The organism is Nocardioides imazamoxiresistens (assembly GCF_032378595.1).
Taxonomy (GTDB): Bacteria; Actinomycetota; Actinomycetes; order Propionibacteriales; family Nocardioidaceae; genus Nocardioides; species Nocardioides imazamoxiresistens.
In genome coordinates, this window is the sequence record NZ_JAVYII010000007.1 from 141,253 (window position 1) to 156,524 (window position 15,272).

Consider the following 15,272-nt stretch of genomic DNA (forward strand, 5'->3'; position numbering starts at 1 on the left):
CCCTGGTCGGATTTCGGAGGAAGTCGGGGGCGATTCCTCCCACGGCCCCGCCGGCCGTGTCGACCGTGGTTCGTCGCCGCGCCGCCGGTAGATTGCCTGGCGCGCGACCCCGTCCGCACCGACCGCCGCACCGAGGAGCACCGTCATCGACACCGCGTACAACGCCGCCAACCTGCTGGTCCTGGAGGGCCTGGAGGCGGTGCGCAAGCGACCCGGCATGTACATCGGGTCGACCGACACCCGCGGTCTCATGCACTGCGTGTGGGAGATCATCGACAACGGCGTGGACGAGGCCCTGGGCGGGCACGCGCGGCGCATCGAGGTCGTGCTGCACGCCGACGACTCGGTCGAGGTGCACGACGACGGCCGCGGCATCCCGGTCGACATCGAGCCGAAGACGGGTCTGCCGGGCGTCGAGGTCGTCTACACGAAGCTGCACGCGGGCGGGAAGTTCGGCGGCGGCTCCTACACCGCCACCGGTGGTCTGCACGGCGTCGGCGCCTCGGTCGTCAACGCCCTGTCCTCGCGCCTCGACGTCGACATCGAGCGGCCGCCGGCGCGCCAGGGCATGTCGTTCCGCCGCGGCGTGCCCGGTGTCTTCGACGGCGAGGGTCCGCTGGCCGGCTTCGAGCCCGAGTCCGGGCTGACCCGCAAGGGCCCGCGCGTCACCGCGAAGTCCCCCACGGGCACGCGGGTCCGCTTCTGGCCGGACCGGCAGATCTTCACCAAGGACGCCCGGTTCGTCTACGACGACCTCGTGGCGCGGGCCCGGCAGACGTCGTTCATCGTCCCGGGCCTGGAGCTGGTGATCCGCGACCTCCGCGGCGAGGAGCCCGTCGAGGGGCGGTTCCTGCACGACGGCGGGATCGCGGAGTACGTCGAGTTCCTCGCCACCGACGAGCCCGTCACCGACATCCTGCGGCTGCAGGGCCGCGACACGTTCACCGAGACGGTCCCGGTGCTCGACGAGCGGGGCCACATGACCCCGCAGGAGGTCGAGCGGGAGCTCAGCGTGGACGTCGCGGCCCGCTGGGGCCACGGCTACGAGACGGAGCTGCGCTCCTACGTCAACGTGATCGCGACCCCGAAGGGCGGCACGCACGTCGCCGGCTTCGAGCAGGCCGCGACGCGCACGTTCAACGAGGTCCTGCGCTCCACCAAGGCGCTCAAGCAGAACGACGCGGACGTCATCAAGGACGACGTGCTGGAGGGGCTGACCGTGGTGGTCACGGTGAGTCTCGCCGAGCCGCAGTTCGAGGGCCAGACCAAGGAGATCCTGGGTACGCCCGCCGCGCGCGGCGTCGTGCGCAAGGTCGTGGCGCGCGAGCTCAAGGCGTTCCTCACGAGCACGAAGCGCGACGAGAAGGCGCAGGCGCGCCAGCTGATGGAGAAGGTCGTCGGGGCCTCGCGCACCCGGCTGGCGGCCCGTCAGCACAAGGAGAACCAGCGTCGCAAGAACGCGCTGGAGTCCTCGGCCCTGCCGGCGAAGCTCGCCGACTGCCGCTCGGCCGACAACGAGCGCAGCGAGCTGTTCATCGTCGAGGGCGACTCGGCGCTGGGCACGGCGAAGCTGGCCCGCAGCTCGGAGTTCCAGGCGCTGCTGCCGATCCGCGGCAAGATCCTCAACGTCCAGAAGGCCTCGGTGGCCGACATGCTCAAGAACACCGAGTGCGCGTCGATCATCCAGGTCGTGGGAGCGGGCACGGGACGCTCGTTCGACCTGGACGCCGCGCGCTACGGCCGGATCATCTTCATGGCCGACGCGGACTCCGACGGCGCGCACATCCGCTGCCTCCTCGCCACGCTGTTCTTCCGCTACATGCCGGGCCTGATCGAGGCCGGTCGCGTCTTCTCGGCGGTGCCGCCGCTGCACCGCATCGAGCTGACCAACCCGCGCAAGGGCCAGGAGCGCTACATCTACACGTACTCCGACGCCGAGCTGCAGCGCAAGCTCGCCGAGCTCAAGCGCAAGAACCTGCGCTGGAAGGACCCCATCCAGCGCTACAAGGGGCTCGGCGAGATGGACGCCCAGCAGCTGGCGGAGACCACGATGGACCCGCGGCACCGGACGCTGCGGCGGCTGACCGTCGACGACGCGGCGGGCGCGTCCGACGTCTTCGAGCTGCTGATGGGTTCCGAGGTCGCGCCGCGCAAGGAGTTCATCGTCGCGGGCAGCTACAGCGTGGACCGCGACGCCATCGACGTGTGACCGGACGCGACCGGGGAAGGTGAGGGCGGGCCGCCGACGCGGTCCGCGGGGGCTGCGGGCGTACGACGCCGGGTCCCGGGAAGTGCGATGCTGGAGGAATGGTGGAGAACGAGACGACGTCGATGATGGACGCGTTCCTCGACCCCGAGGGAGAGGAGCCCCGCGAGGAGGAGCCGCGCCGCACGGGCGGCACCTCGGCCCGCCAGTGGTTGGTGCTGCTCGCCGGGGTGGTCCTGTTCGCGGTCGTGGTGGTCGCGGCCGTCCTCGTGCTGCGGGCCTCCGCCGACGAGCCCGCGGAGGGTACGCCCGTCGCGTGGCGCGACCCGGTCGTGTCCGGGACGTCGGTGACCGTCAGCTGGGACGCCAGCCCCTGCGCCGAGGAGGGGACCGCCACCGTCGAGGAGACGACCGACACCGTGGTCGTCACCGTCCGCGAGGTGCCGCGCCAGGCGCTCTGCTCCTCGCCCGGCGACGTGCGCGAGAGCACCCTGCAGCTGGACTCCCCGGTGGGGGAGCGGCAGCTGGTCGACGGCTCGCTCGACGCCGACGCCGAGGGCTGAGCCACCGGCCCGGGCCCGCTGCGGGGCCCGAGCCGGACGGGTCGGACGGGTCGGGTGGAACGGGTCGGGCAGGTCAGGCGACCGGCTGCAGCAGCCCCGAGTCGACGTCGTAGAGGAACCCGGCGACCTTCACCGAGCCCGGCACCAGCGGGTGCGTGCGCACCCGGTGCACGTCCTCGGTCAGGGTGGCCGCCTGGTCGCGCACGACCGGGAAGCTCTGCCAGGTCGCGTCCATGCCCGCCGAGGCGCCGACGCGCTCGCGCAGCTCCTGCTCGGTCGAGGACGCGACGGCGCACCGGGTGTGGGGCACCACGAGGACCCGGTCCACGTTCAGCAGGTGCACGCCCAGCACGATCGCCTCCAGCGCCGCCTGCGTCACGCGGCCGCCGGGGTTGCGGAAGATCTTGGCGTCGCCCGGCTTGAGGCCGACCATGGCCAGCGGGTCGATGCGGCTGTCCATGCAGGTCACGATGGCGACGCCCGCACGGGCGATGCCGTCGAATCCGGCCAGGTCGAAGGATGCGGCGAACGAGCGGTTCGCCTCCAGCAGGTCGTCGAATTCGCTCACGGTGGAGGAACCTAGCCGATGAGCAGGGCGCCGGCCGCGCGGTTCCGGGTCGCGGCGCCCCGGAAGAGCAGCAGCGCGAGCACGGCGGCGATCACGGCGCAGCCGGCGGCGCCGGCGAAGACGACCTGCTCCTGGGCGAGCGCGGCGCCCTTGAGGAGGTCGTTGTACGCCCCGCACGGCGACGGTTCGCCGCAGACCTCGGCGACCGGGGGCAGCGCGTCCCGCTCGGCGTAGAAGGCCTGCAGGCCCAGCGCGGTGAGCGCGGAGACGCCCACGAGCATGCCGACCATCCGGGCGACGACCACGAGGGCCGAGGCCAGGCCGTGCACCGCGTCCTTGGTCGTCGCGAGCACAACGGCGTTGACGGGGGCGAGGGCGAGCCCGAAGCCGAGCCCGGTCAGCAGCAGCGGCACGTTCGCCAGCAGCGACTCGAGCGCGTCGGCCTCCCACCGCGACATCCACACGAAGCCGACCGCCGCCAGGAGCATGCCCGCCCCGGCGACCACCCCGGCGGGCACGCGGCTCAGCAGCCACCCGCCGAGGACGGCGCCGACCGGCAGGGCGACCAGGAGGCGTACCAGCACCAGCGAGGCCAGCACCTGGGAGTCCGGGTAGACCGTGGTCCGCGCGAACAGCGGCAGCGACACGACGGCGGCGATCAGGGCGGCGCCGACGAAGAAGCTGACCAGCAGCCCGCCCCAGGCGGGACGGGCGGCGAGGGCGCCGCGCGGGACGACGGGGGCCTCGGCGCGGCGCAGGTGCCATACGAGCAGCGCGGTCGCGACGGCGCTGCCGACGAGGTACCAGTGGCCCTGGTCGGAGAAGAGCTGGATCTCGGGGTCGCCGGTGCCGAAGGCGAGCACCACGCCGCCGAGGGCGGCGGCGAGCAGGAGCGAGCCGGGCAGGTCGGCCTGCACCAGCGCGCGACCCCAGCGGCGCAGGTCGAGCAGCGGCGCGGACGCCGTCGCCGACCACACCAGCAGCACGAGCAGGGGCAGCACGGTGAGCAGCCCGACGGGGCTCAGCCAGCGGCTGTCCCCGGCGTACGGGGAGAACAGCCGGCCCCAGGTGGCGTCGCTGAGCAGGCCCGGGGGCTGCAGCGACACGAGGGTGCCGGCGACGGCCACCAGGCCGATCAGCATCCACGACACGACGTCGGGCGGGTGGGTGCGCGGTGGTGGTCCGAGGTCCTTCGTGGCCGAGCGGCGCCCGGCGGTCCCGACGGCGACCAGCAGCACGAGCCCGGCTGCGACGTTGAGGGCGAAGATGGCCCGCCAGGTGCCGACGGCGAGGATGCCGGCGCCGGCGACGGGCCCCAGGACGCTGCCCGCCTCCTGCACGGCCGAGACCAACCCGAGGGGGAGGCCGCGCCGCTCCACGGGGTAGAGGTCGGCGACCAGGGCCATGGTCGCGGGCACCAGGCCGCCGCCGCCGACGCCCTGGAGGAAGCGTCCGCCCACCATCGTGGGCAGGTCGAAGGCGACCGTGGTGACGGCCGAGCCGATCGCGAAGACCGTGAGTGCCATGAGCAGCACGGGCACGCGCCCCTCGAGGTCGGCGACCCGGCCGATGAGGGGCAGCATCGCGACGTAGCCGAGCAGGAACCCCGAGATGATCGGGGCCGCCTTCTGCAGGTCGACGACCGAGATGCCGGCCGCCGCGCTCATCTCGGGCAGGGCCAGGACGACGACGTACGTGTCGGCCGCGGCGATCGCGACGGCCACCGCCGCCAGGCCGAGCAGCAGGCGGTCGGCCGTCCGGAGGCTCACGGGGCCGTGATGTCGATCGTCGTGCCGTAGTCGGAGAAGACGACGGTGTAGGTCATCGGGTCGGTGCCGGGGTAGAAGGCGCCGGTGAGCCGCGCGTTGCACAGGCGGCCCTCGTCGTCGATCAGGTAGCGCGCGTCGAAGGTGCCGTCGTCGGCGCCGGGGATGAAGTTGCGGACGACGGCGCCGTCCAGGGTGCCCGTGTAGGGGAACCCGGTGCGGTCGTCGCCGCTCGCGCACGCCTCGGCGTCCTCGCCGTCGGCCGCCGGGTCGTCGGTGGCGGTCAGCAGCGTCGAGATGCCCTGGTCGGGATCGAGCAGCAGGCCCGGGTCGGGGGCGTTGTAGTCCTGGGGGTCGACGACGGACCAGCCGACGAAGGGCAGGTCGGCGTTGACCACGCCGTCCAGGGCCACGATGTCGGCGTCGACGACGCCGCCGGCGAAGCGGACGTTGAGCACGCCGGAGAAGCCGTCGGGCCGCACGGCCGTGCCGTCGGCGCCGACCAGCGCGGTGGAGACGTCGTCCGGGATGTCGCTGGCGGTGATGGCGATCCGGACCCCGTCGGTCTCGTCCAGCTCGTCCTTCGCGGCCTTCAGCACCTCCTCGGGCGTCTCGTCGGGACGCTCGAACCCGCGGTCCCCACCGAGCAGCAGGGCGGGGACGGCGACGGCGACCACGAGGGCGACGACGATGATGCTGCCGATGATCCAGCCGCGACGGCTGGGGCGCGGCTGCGGCTGCTGCTCGCCGTCGGACGGGGGCGGGGTGCTCATGGCGCTCACCCTTCCACACCCTCGGGGCCCGAAACGGCGGATCGTGGGCCCTGCAGGGCGACCACGGGGGAGCCGCACCCGGCGACCGGCTGGGCCAGCGGCTGACCCGAGCCGTCACGGCGGCCCAGGGCGGGCGGCAGCGGCACGGGAGCGCCGGACGCGGCGGACGCGCGGGCCGGGCCGAGGCCCACCCAGGCCAGCAGCAGGGTGTCCTCGCCCTTGAGGAAGCGGTGGCAGCGCACGCCGCCCGTCGCCCGACCCTTGCCCGGGTACTCCACGAACGGGGTGACCTTCGCGGTGCCGGACTCCGTGCCCGGCAGCGCGGTCGAGGACCCGGCGACCGTGACGACGACCGTCTCGTGCTCGGCGTCGTCGCCGCGCAGCGCGGTGAACGACACGACGCGGGCTCCCGAGGCGAGCTTCACGCCCGCGACGCCGCCACCGGCGCGGCCCTGCGGGCGTACCGAGGAGGCGGGGAAGTGCAGCAGCTGGGCGTCGCTGGTGACGAAGCACAGCTCCTCGTCGCCGGTGGCCAGGTCGACGGCGCCGACGACCTCGTCGCCGTCGCCGAGGCGTACGACCTCCCAGTCGTCCTTGCTCGGCACCTCGGGGTTGACGCGCTTCACGACGCCGTCGCGGGTGCCGAGCGCGAGCCCCGGGCCGTCGGTGCGCAGCGCCGTCAGCGCGACGACCCGCTCACCCCCGGACAGGGCGACGAACTCGGCCACCGGGTGGCCGCCCGCGAGGTGCGGGTCGGCGGCGGTGTCGGGCAGCAGCGGCAGGTCGAGCACCGGCAGCCGCAGGACGCGTCCCGCCGAGGTGACCACACCGACGTCGGCGCGGGCGGTCGCGGCCACCGCCGAGACCACCACGTCGTGCTGGACGCGGGCGCCGCCCGGCCCGCCCGAGCCCGCCGGCTCCGCGGTCCGGGTGCGTGCCAGCAGGCCCGTCGAGGACAGCAGCACCCAGCAGGGGTCGTCGGCCACCTCGAGCGGCACGGCGGCGGTGGCGGGCAGCTGTCCGGCCTCGAGCAGCACGGTGCGCCGCGGCGTCCCGTGCTCGCGGGCGACCTCGGCCAGCTCGTCGGAGACCACGGCACGCAGCCGGGCGTCGTCGGCGAGGATCTGGTCGAGGTCGTCGATCGTCTGCTGGAGCTCCTCGCCGCGCTTCTCCAGCTCGAGGCGGGAGAAGCGGGTCAGGCGCCGCAGCGGCATCTCGAGGATGTACTCCGACTGCACCTGGCTGAGGTCGAAGACGCTCATCAGCCGCTCGCGGGCCGCCGCGGTGTCGTCGCTGGTGCGGATCACCTGGATGACCTCGTCGATGTCCAGCAGCGCCAGCAGCAGCCCCTGGACCAGGTGCAGCTCGTCGGCGGCCTTCGTGCGCCGGAAGGCCGAGCGGCGCCGCACCACGTCGTAGCGGTGGGCGAGGAAGACCTCGAGCATCTCCTTCAGGCCGAGCGTGCGCGGCTGCCCGTCGACCAGGGCCACCGCGTTGATGCCGAACGAGTCCTCCATCGGCGTCTGCTTGTAGAGCTGCTCGAGCAGAGCCTCGGGGTTGATGCCGTTCTTGACCTCGATGACGAGGTGCAGGCCCTTCTCGCGGTCCGTGAGGTCCTTGATGTCGGCGATGCCCTGCAGCTTCTTGTTGAGCACGAGGGTCTTGATGCGCTCGACGACCTTCTCCGTGCCGACGCCGTAGGGCAGCTCGGTCACCACGATGCCCTTGCGGCGGCCGATGGTCTCGATCCGTGCGGTGGCGCGCATCTTGAACGAGCCGCGGCCGGTCTCGTAGGCGTCGCGGATCCCGTCGAGGCCGATGATCTTGCCGCCGGTCGGGAGGTCGGGGCCGGGGACGAACCGCATCAGCGCCTCGAGGTCGGCCTCGGGGTGCTCGATGAGGTGGCGCAGTGCCGCGACCGTCTCGCCCAGGTTGTGCGGCGCGCAGTTCGTCGCCATGCCGACCGCGATGCCGGTGGTGCCGTTGACGACGAGGCTCGGGATGGCGGCCGGCAGCACCACCGGCTCGAGCTCGCGCGAGTCGTAGTTGGGCCGGAAGTCGACCGTGTCCTCCTCGATGGAGGACGTCATCGCGACCGCGGGCGAGGCCATCCGGCACTCGGTGTAGCGCATGGCGGCGGGCGGGTCGTCGGGCGAGCCGAAGTTGCCGTGACCGTCGACCATCGGCAGCCGCATCGCCCAGGACTGGGCCTGGCGCACGAGCGCGTCGTAGATGGCGCCGTCGCCGTGCGGGTGCAGGCGACCCATCACCTCGCCGACCACGCGCGCCGACTTCACGTGCCCACGGTCGGGCCGCAGGCGCATGTCGTTCATCGTGTGCAGGATCCGCCGCTGGACCGGCTTGAGGCCGTCGCGGGCGTCCGGCAGGGCGCGCGAGTAGATGACGGAGTACGCGTACTCGAGGAACGAGTTGCGCATCTCGTCGGAGACGTCGATGTCGAGGATGTGCTCCTCGACCTCGTCGGCGGGCGGAGGCGGCGGCGTGCGGGGTGCCATGCGCGCATTCTCGCGGAGGCCGGCGCCCCCGCAGCACGCGGCTCGCCGTCGTGCGTGCCGCGGGGCCGCGGGCGATAGGTTGTACGCGTGAGCGAGACGCCCCCGACTGCCGCCCCCGAGACGCCCCCCGTCGTGGAGGACGTGCCGGAGGCGCCGCACCACTGGGAGGCCGACGTCGTGCTCCGCGACGGGCGTACCGCGCACATCCGCCCGATCGGTCCCGGCGACGCCGAGCTGCTCGTCTCGTTCTACGCGCGCGTCTCGGACGAGTCGAAGTACTACCGGTTCTTCGCACCCATGCCGCGCCTGTCCGAGCGTGACGTCCTGCGCTTCACCAACGTCGACCACGATCGCCGGGTCGCGTTCGTGATCACGGTGGGGGAGAACATGATCGCGGTCGGTCGCTACGACGCCGTCGACGACGAGCACGCCGAGGTGGCGTTCCTCGTGCAGGACGACCACCAGGGCCGCGGCATCGCGCAGATCCTGCTGGAGCACCTGGCGCAGGCCGGGCGCGAGCGCGGGATCTCCTCCTTCACCGCCGACGTCCTGCCGGACAACAAGCGGATGATCCAGACGTTCCGCGACGCCGGCTACCAGATCGTGTCGGGCTTCGAGGACGGCGTGGTGACGCTCGAGTTCGACATCGACCCCACCGAGACCGCCATCGGAGTGATGCAGCAGCGCGAGCACCGCGCGGAGGCGGCCTCGATCGAGGCGTTCTTCAACGCCCGCTCCGTCGCGATCATCGGCGCCAGCCGCCGGCAGGACACCGTGGGTCGCACGCTCGTGCGCAACCTCGTCACGGGCGACTACACCGGCCGGGTCTACGTGGTGAACCCGTCGACCGAGGCCGTGGCGGGACTGCCGTCCTACTCCTCGGTGGGCGAGATCCCCGGCGACGTGGACGTCGCGGTGGTCGCGGTGCCGGCGGAGGCCGTCCAGGACGTCGTGCTCGACTGCGCGGCCAAGGGCGTCCACGGCCTCATCGTCATCTCCTCGGGCTTCGCCGAGACCGGCGAGGAGGGCCGTCAGCGCCAGCGCCGGCTCGTGGGCCTGGCCCGCAGCTACGGCCTGCGGCTGATCGGTCCCAACTGCCTGGGCATCATCAACACCGACCCCGCGCACCAGCTCAACGCGTCGTTGTCCACGGTGATGCCGCCGCGCGGCCGGGCCGGCTTCTTCTGCCAGTCGGGCGCGCTCGGCTCCGCGATCCTGGAGAAGGTCAACAACCGTGGTCTCGGCCTGTCGTCGTTCGTCTCGGCCGGCAACCGCGCCGACGTCTCCGGCAACGACCTGCTGCAGTACTGGGAGGAGGACGCCTCCACCGAGGTCGTCCTGCTCTACCTGGAGTCCATCGGCAACCCGCGCAAGTTCTCCCGGATCACGCGCCGCGTCTCGCGCCGCAAGCCCATCGTCGCGGTGCGCTCGGGCCGCAACACCCAGGGCGTACCGATGGGCCACGCCGTGCGCACCATCGGCGCGCCCCCGGAGGCGGTCGACGCCATGTTCGCCCAGTCGGGCGTGATCCAGGTCGACACCCTCGAGGAGATGTTCGACGTCGCGCAGCTGCTGGCCCACCAGCCGCTGCCGCGCGGACGACGGGTCGCGGTGGTCGGCAACTCCGACGCCCTCGCGCTGCTCGCGACCGACGCCGCGGTCTCGGTGGGCCTGGTCGTCAACAAGACCACCCAGCTCGGCGCGGACGCCGGCGCGGAGGACTTCGAGGACGCCCTCGACGACGCGATCGACGACCCGGACGTCGACGCCGTCGTCGCCGTCTACATCCCGCCGCTCAACGTCTCCGGCGAGGACGTCGCGAACGTCCTGGCCGCCGTGGGCGAGCAGTCCGACAAGCCGCTGGTCTCGACCTTCCTCGGCGCCGAGGGCGTGCCCGAGCTCCTGCGCGTGCCCGACGTCGCGGGCTCCACGGCGGGCCGCGGCTCGGTGCCGTCGTACCCCGCCGTCGAGGCCGCGGTGCGCGCGCTCGCGCGCGTGGTCTCGTACGCCGTGTGGCTGCGCAAGCAGGACGTCGAGGACGACGACGAGATCGACCCCACGGCCGCGAAGCGCTTCGTCAACGAGCTGCTGCTGCGCCACCCCGACGGCCACACCCTCGACATGGACGAGCTGGTGGACCTGCTGGCCTGCTACGGCATCGAGATGTGGGCCGGGCGTCCCGTCGCGAACGTCGAGGAGGCGATCGCCGCCGGCGAGCGGCTCGGCTGGAGCGTCGTGCTCAAGGCGACCGCCGACCGGCTGCGCGAACGTCCCGACCAGGCGCACGTGTGGCGCAACATCGACGACGCGCGCGAGATGGCCGACGCCTGGGAGTTCCTCACCGGCGTCATCTCGGACCCCGCGACCGCGGGCTTCGTGGTGCAGAAGGTGGCCCCGCCCGGCGTGCCGGTCTCGATCGGCTCGCTCGAGGACCCGCTGTTCGGGCCCGTCGTGTCGTTCGGCGTGGCCGGCCCGCTGACCGAGCTGCTGGGCGACCGGGTCTACCGGATCCCGCCGCTCAGCCGGGTCGACGCCGCCGAGATGGTGCGCGAGATCAAGGCCGCGCCGCTGCTGTTCGGCTACCGCGGCGGCGACGTCGCCGACGTCGAGGACGTGGAGCGCCTCGTGCGCCGGGTCGCGCAGCTGCAGAACGACCTCCCGCAGCTGCGCCAGCTCGACCTCGCGCTGGTGCTGGCGGGACCGGACGGCGCCACCGTGCTGAACGCGACGGCGAAGGTCGAGCCGGTGACCGACGCGAGGTCGGACTGGTTCGTGCGGCGGCTGACCGCGATCGTCGGGGACACGCTGCCGGAGTGAGGTGCGGCGCGACGCTCCTGCCGCGTCGTGCCACACTTCGACCCATGCAGTCACGCTCCACCCGCTCGGGCGACTCCACCGCCGACCTCCGGGTCGCGATCGAACGAACGGGCTACTACCCCGAGGTCGTCGTCGACGGCGTGCGCGGCGCGGTCGGCGGCGAGGAGGTGGTCGCGTTCTACGTGCACCACGAGCCGACGATCGAGCGCGACGAGGTCCGCCGCCACATCACCGTCGCGGTGCTCACGCCGACCCGCCTCATCCAGGTGCACACCGACGAGCACGCCGGCGACCACCTGCTGCCGCAGCCCTACACCTCGACGTCCTCGGAGGCCGTGGCGCTGACGGCGGTGAAGTCCGTCGTGGTGACGCGGATGACGACGAACCCGACGAAGGGCCCGAGCCTGCCCGCCGAGGCCGTCCTCACGATCGGCTGGGGCGGGGTGAGCCGGATCGAGCTGATGCCGGCCGGCTGCGACGACGCCGAGTGCGACGCCGACCACGGCTACACCGGCGAGCTGCTGAGCGACGACTTCTCGCTGCGCGTCTCCGCGGCCGCCGACGGCAAGGACGCCGTGCTGGGCCTGCTCGACTTCGCCGACGCCCTCTCCGCCCGCACGCGCCCGGTCTGACGGGCGTCGGGGTGGACGCGGGTCACGCCGGGCACGCACCGGCCCCGGGCGACGCGGCGGCCGGGCGCTTCGTCGCACCGGCCTACGGCGCCCGCTCGCTCTCCGACGTCGTCCCGGCCGTCGCGCACGCGCTCGGCGTGGGGCGCGCGCTCGACCTCGCGGCGCCCAGCGGGCTCGTGCTGCCGGACGCACCGGCGTACGTCGTGTTCCTGGTCGACGGCCTCGGCGCCCGCCTGCTGGAGCGGCACGCCGACGTCGCGCCCTTCCTCTCCGCGCTGGCGGCCGGCGCCGAGCACGCGACCGCCGGGGTGCCCTCGACCACCGCGACCAGCCTGACCTCGCTGGGCACCGGCCTGGTCCCCGGCGCCCACGGCCTCGTGGGCTTCACCAGCCGGGTGCCCGGCACCGACCGCCTGTTCTGCCCGCTGCAGTGGGACGACGACATCGACCCGCTCGAGTGGCAGCCGCACCCCACCCTGTTCGAGCGGCTCGTGGGCGCGGGCGTCGCCGTGACCAGCGTCAACCGACGCGAGTACGAGGGCTCCGGCCTGACCGTCGCCGCCCACCGCGGCGCCACCTACGTCGGCGCCGACCGGGTGGGGGAGCGGATCGCCGCCGTCCAGCGCGCCGTCGCGCTGCGGCCGTCGCTGACCTACGTCTACGACGCCGACCTCGACTGGACGGGCCACCGCCACGGCGTCGCATCCGCGGCCTGGCTCCAGCAGCTGGCCATGGTCGACGCCGAGGCCGAGCAGCTGCGCGAGGCGCTGCCCGCCGAGGTGCGCCTCGTCGTGGTCGCCGACCACGGGATGGTCGACAGCCCCGTGCACGCCCGCGTCGACGTCGACGACCGGCCCGAGCTGCTCGACGGCGTCTGGCTGCTGGGCGGCGAGGCGCGGCTGCGTCACCTGTACTGCGCCACCCGCGCCGTGCCCGACGTCATCGCGACCTGGCGGGAGGTGCTCGGCGCCGGCGCCGAGGTGCTGACCCGCGAGGACGCCCTCGAGCGGGGGTGGTTCGGGGACACGACAGCGGCCGTGCGCCCGCGCCTCGGCGACGTGGTCGTCGCCTGCACGGGCAGCACGGCCGTGGTGTCGCGGCGGCTGTTCCCCCACGAGGCCACCCTGGTGGGCCTGCACGGGTCGCTCACCGCCGACGAGATGCTGATCCCGGTCCTGGTGGCCTGAGCCCCCGCGGACGCGGGGGCCTCAGGGCCCGGTTCAGTCGCGCTGCGCCCGGACCACGTTCAGGTCGGCGTCGAGCACGACGTCCCAGTCGAGGTTCTGCTGGTCGACGACCTCGACCTCCCAGGCCTCGCCGGCGTCGTCGCTGCGGTCCACGTCCACCGCGGTCGCGCCGCCCTCGACGGCCGCCTCGGCCGCCGCCGCGACCTCCGCACGCTCAGCGTCGCTGATCGGGGCGTCGTCGTCGACGCCCTGACCCGCCTGGCCGCCCTGGCCCGCCTGGCCGCCCTGGGCGTCCTGGCCGCCCTGGCCGGCCCCCTGGCCGCCGAGGGACCCGCGGTCGTCGCGGTCGTCGTCGCGGTCGGGGTCGGCCACCAGCACGACGAAGTCCTCGTCGAGCGTGAGGTCCCAGCGACCGCCGTCGGCGTCGACGACCTCGACCTCGTAGACGCGGGCGCCGCCCTCGTCGGTGTCGTCGTCCACGTCGACCTCGAGCACGCGTCCGCCGCCGACCTCGTCCAGCGCGGCCTGCGAGGCGTCGTCGCGCTGCGAGCTGCTGATCTGGTCGTCGTCACCGTCCACGACGGCCCAGGCGACGCCGCCGGCTCCGACGATCGCCAGGGCGGCGACGGCGGGGACGATGACGCGCTTGCTGCGGATCTTCTGGTTCAGGGCCATGGTGTGCTCACTTCCGTCTCGGGTGCCCGGGCGCCTCGCCCGGGCTGGTGAGGACCACTCTCCGGCAGGGTCGCTGAAGCGGACCTGAACGCTCCTGAAGGCGCGTTCAGGAGGGGTGCGCGGGCCCGTGCGAGGGCCCGTGCGGGGGATGGGGGACGCCCGTCGCGAGGCTCACCACGAAACGCGCGCCGCCGGCCGGCGACGTCTCGACGCGCGCGTCGCCGCCGTGGGCCCGGGCCACCTCGCGCACGATCGCCAGCCCCAGGCCGCTGCCGCCCACGTCGCGGGAACGGGCCTCGTCGAGTCGCACGAAGCGCTCGAAGACGCGGTCGCGGTCCTGCGGGGCGACGCCGGCGCCGTCGTCGTCGACCGTGATCTCGACGCCGCCCGGCAGCTCGCGGCAGCCGAGGCGTACCTCCCCGACGGCGTGGCGGGCGGCGTTGTCGGCCAGGTTGCGCACGACCTGCGCGAGGGCGGGGCCGTCGGCCGTCGCCCGCGCCGCCCCGACGGCGGACGAGTCGACCCGCAGGTCGCCGCGCTCCCGGCGCAGCCGCGCGGCCTCGGTCTGCAGCAGGTCGTCGACGTCGACGTCGGAGCGGGGCCGCGCGGCGGCGGACTCCTCGGTGCGCGCCAGCACCAGCATCTGCTCGACGAGGTGCTGCATCCGCGCGGTCTCCTCGAGCACCGCCTCGCTGAGCTCGCCGTCGTCCATCGCGCCCGGGTGCAACCGGGCGACCTCCGCGGTCTGGCGGATGCTCGCCAGCGGCGAGCGCAGCTCGTGCGAGGTGTCCGAGACGAACTGCGCCTGCCGCCGCGACGCCTGCTCGAGGCGTTCGAGCATGGCGTTCATCGTGAGCGCGAGACGGGCGACCTCGTCGCCGGAGGGTGGGACGGGTACGCGCTGGTCCAGCGCCCCTGCGCCGATCCCGGCCACCCGCGCCCGGATCTGCTCGACCGGCCGCAGGGCGCGGCCGGCGACCACCCAGGTGGTGCCGGCGACCAGCAGCACGGCCGCCGGGATGCCGACGGCGAGGAGGGGCCACAGGGCGGCCACGGACTCGTCCGCGTCGTCGAGGGAGGCGGCCGCCGCCACGAGGTAGCGCTCGCCGTCGACCTCGACGTCCTCGACGACCACCACGTAGGGGTCGCCGTCGAGGCGGACCCGGCCGTCTCCCAGCGGCAGCGAGCGCCCACCCGTGCCGGCCGACGCGACGACCGAGGAGTCCCGGGTGACCTGCCAGGCGAGGTCCGCGACGTCCTCGTCGTCCGAGGCGGTGCCCGGCACGGCCTCGGCGCCGTCACGCTCGATCGCGGTGGCGATCTCCTCGGCGCGGGTCTCGGCGGCGTTCTCCGCAGCGTCGCGCAACGAGGCGCCGAGCGCCCACAGCAGGGCCAGCGAGCCGACCGTGAAGGCGACGGCGACGACGAGGGTCGCGGCCACGGTGGTGCGGACGCGTACGCCTCCCCGCCCACGACGCCGGGACGGCGCGGGAGCCGGGGGAGCCGGGGGCGGCGGGGGACCCGGGACCGGCGGGCCGGTGGGGGGTGGAGGCGGGGGCGCGTGCAGGT

The 15,272-nt window shown here is 74.0% G+C and carries 11 protein-coding genes; 5 read left to right on the forward strand and 6 right to left on the reverse strand.

The window, feature by feature from the left end; genetic code table 11:
- Positions 1-145: 145 nt before the first annotated feature.
- Together RDV89_RS15960 and RDV89_RS15965 are read left to right on the forward strand one after the other, a co-directional pair.
- The gene (locus RDV89_RS15960; protein WP_315734680.1) at positions 146-2,209 is read left to right on the forward strand and encodes a DNA gyrase/topoisomerase IV subunit B; all 2,064 of its coding nucleotides are present in this window, start codon (positions 146-148) and stop codon (positions 2,207-2,209) included.
- A 98-nt stretch (positions 2,210-2,307) separates the two neighbouring features.
- Positions 2,308-2,769 carry a hypothetical protein gene (locus RDV89_RS15965; RefSeq protein WP_315734478.1) on the forward strand — a complete coding sequence of 154 codons (462 nt, stop codon included), beginning with the start codon at positions 2,308-2,310 and terminating at the stop codon, positions 2,767-2,769.
- 73 nt (positions 2,770-2,842) lie between these two features.
- On the opposite strand, the gene RDV89_RS15970 is transcribed toward RDV89_RS15965, so the two are convergent.
- Genes RDV89_RS15970 through RDV89_RS15985 form a run of 4 tightly spaced genes read right to left on the reverse strand, consistent with a single transcriptional unit; the run spans position 2,843 to position 8,392 of the window.
- A complete protein-coding gene (locus RDV89_RS15970; RefSeq protein ID WP_315734480.1) occupies positions 2,843-3,337 on the reverse strand; it encodes a beta-class carbonic anhydrase in 495 nt (164 codons plus the stop codon).
- A gap of 11 nt (positions 3,338-3,348) precedes the next feature.
- Positions 3,349-5,106, reverse strand: a complete 1,758-nt coding sequence (locus RDV89_RS15975; RefSeq protein WP_315734481.1) for an MFS transporter — start codon at positions 5,104-5,106, stop codon at positions 3,349-3,351.
- Complete coding sequence (locus RDV89_RS15980) at positions 5,103-5,876, reverse strand: LppX_LprAFG lipoprotein (RefSeq protein ID WP_315734483.1); 774 nt, start codon at positions 5,874-5,876, stop codon at positions 5,103-5,105. The genes RDV89_RS15975 and RDV89_RS15980 overlap by 4 nt, the downstream gene beginning before the upstream one ends.
- 5 nt (positions 5,877-5,881) lie before the next feature.
- The gene (locus RDV89_RS15985; RefSeq protein WP_315734485.1) at positions 5,882-8,392 is read right to left on the reverse strand and encodes a DNA gyrase/topoisomerase IV subunit A; all 2,511 of its coding nucleotides are present in this window, start codon (positions 8,390-8,392) and stop codon (positions 5,882-5,884) included.
- Positions 8,393-8,479: 87 nt separating this feature from the next.
- On the opposite strand from RDV89_RS15985, the gene RDV89_RS15990 reads away from it, so the two are divergent.
- From RDV89_RS15990 to RDV89_RS16000, 3 genes are read left to right on the forward strand one after another with little or no spacing between them, the layout of a single operon-like run.
- The gene (locus RDV89_RS15990; protein ID WP_315734487.1) at positions 8,480-11,209 is read left to right on the forward strand and encodes a bifunctional acetate--CoA ligase family protein/GNAT family N-acetyltransferase; all 2,730 of its coding nucleotides are present in this window, start codon (positions 8,480-8,482) and stop codon (positions 11,207-11,209) included.
- Positions 11,210-11,253: 44 nt separating this feature from the next.
- Positions 11,254-11,841, forward strand: coding sequence for a DUF5998 family protein (locus tag RDV89_RS15995; protein WP_315734488.1), 588 nt, complete (start codon positions 11,254-11,256; stop codon positions 11,839-11,841).
- An 11-nt stretch (positions 11,842-11,852) separates the two neighbouring features.
- Complete coding sequence (locus tag RDV89_RS16000; protein WP_315734490.1) at positions 11,853-13,028, forward strand: alkaline phosphatase family protein; 1,176 nt, start codon at positions 11,853-11,855, stop codon at positions 13,026-13,028.
- 33 nt (positions 13,029-13,061) lie between these two features.
- Here RDV89_RS16000 and RDV89_RS16005 read toward each other — a convergent pair whose 3' ends face one another.
- Both RDV89_RS16005 and RDV89_RS16010 read right to left on the reverse strand, forming a co-directional pair.
- A complete protein-coding gene (locus RDV89_RS16005) occupies positions 13,062-13,703 on the reverse strand; it encodes a PepSY domain-containing protein (protein WP_315734492.1) in 642 nt (213 codons plus the stop codon).
- A gap of 106 nt (positions 13,704-13,809) precedes the next feature.
- Positions 13,810-15,144: a sensor histidine kinase gene (locus RDV89_RS16010; RefSeq protein ID WP_315734494.1), complete on the reverse strand. Its 1,335-nt coding sequence runs from the start codon at positions 15,142-15,144 to the stop codon at positions 13,810-13,812.
- Between the last annotated feature and the right edge of the window lie 128 nt (positions 15,145-15,272).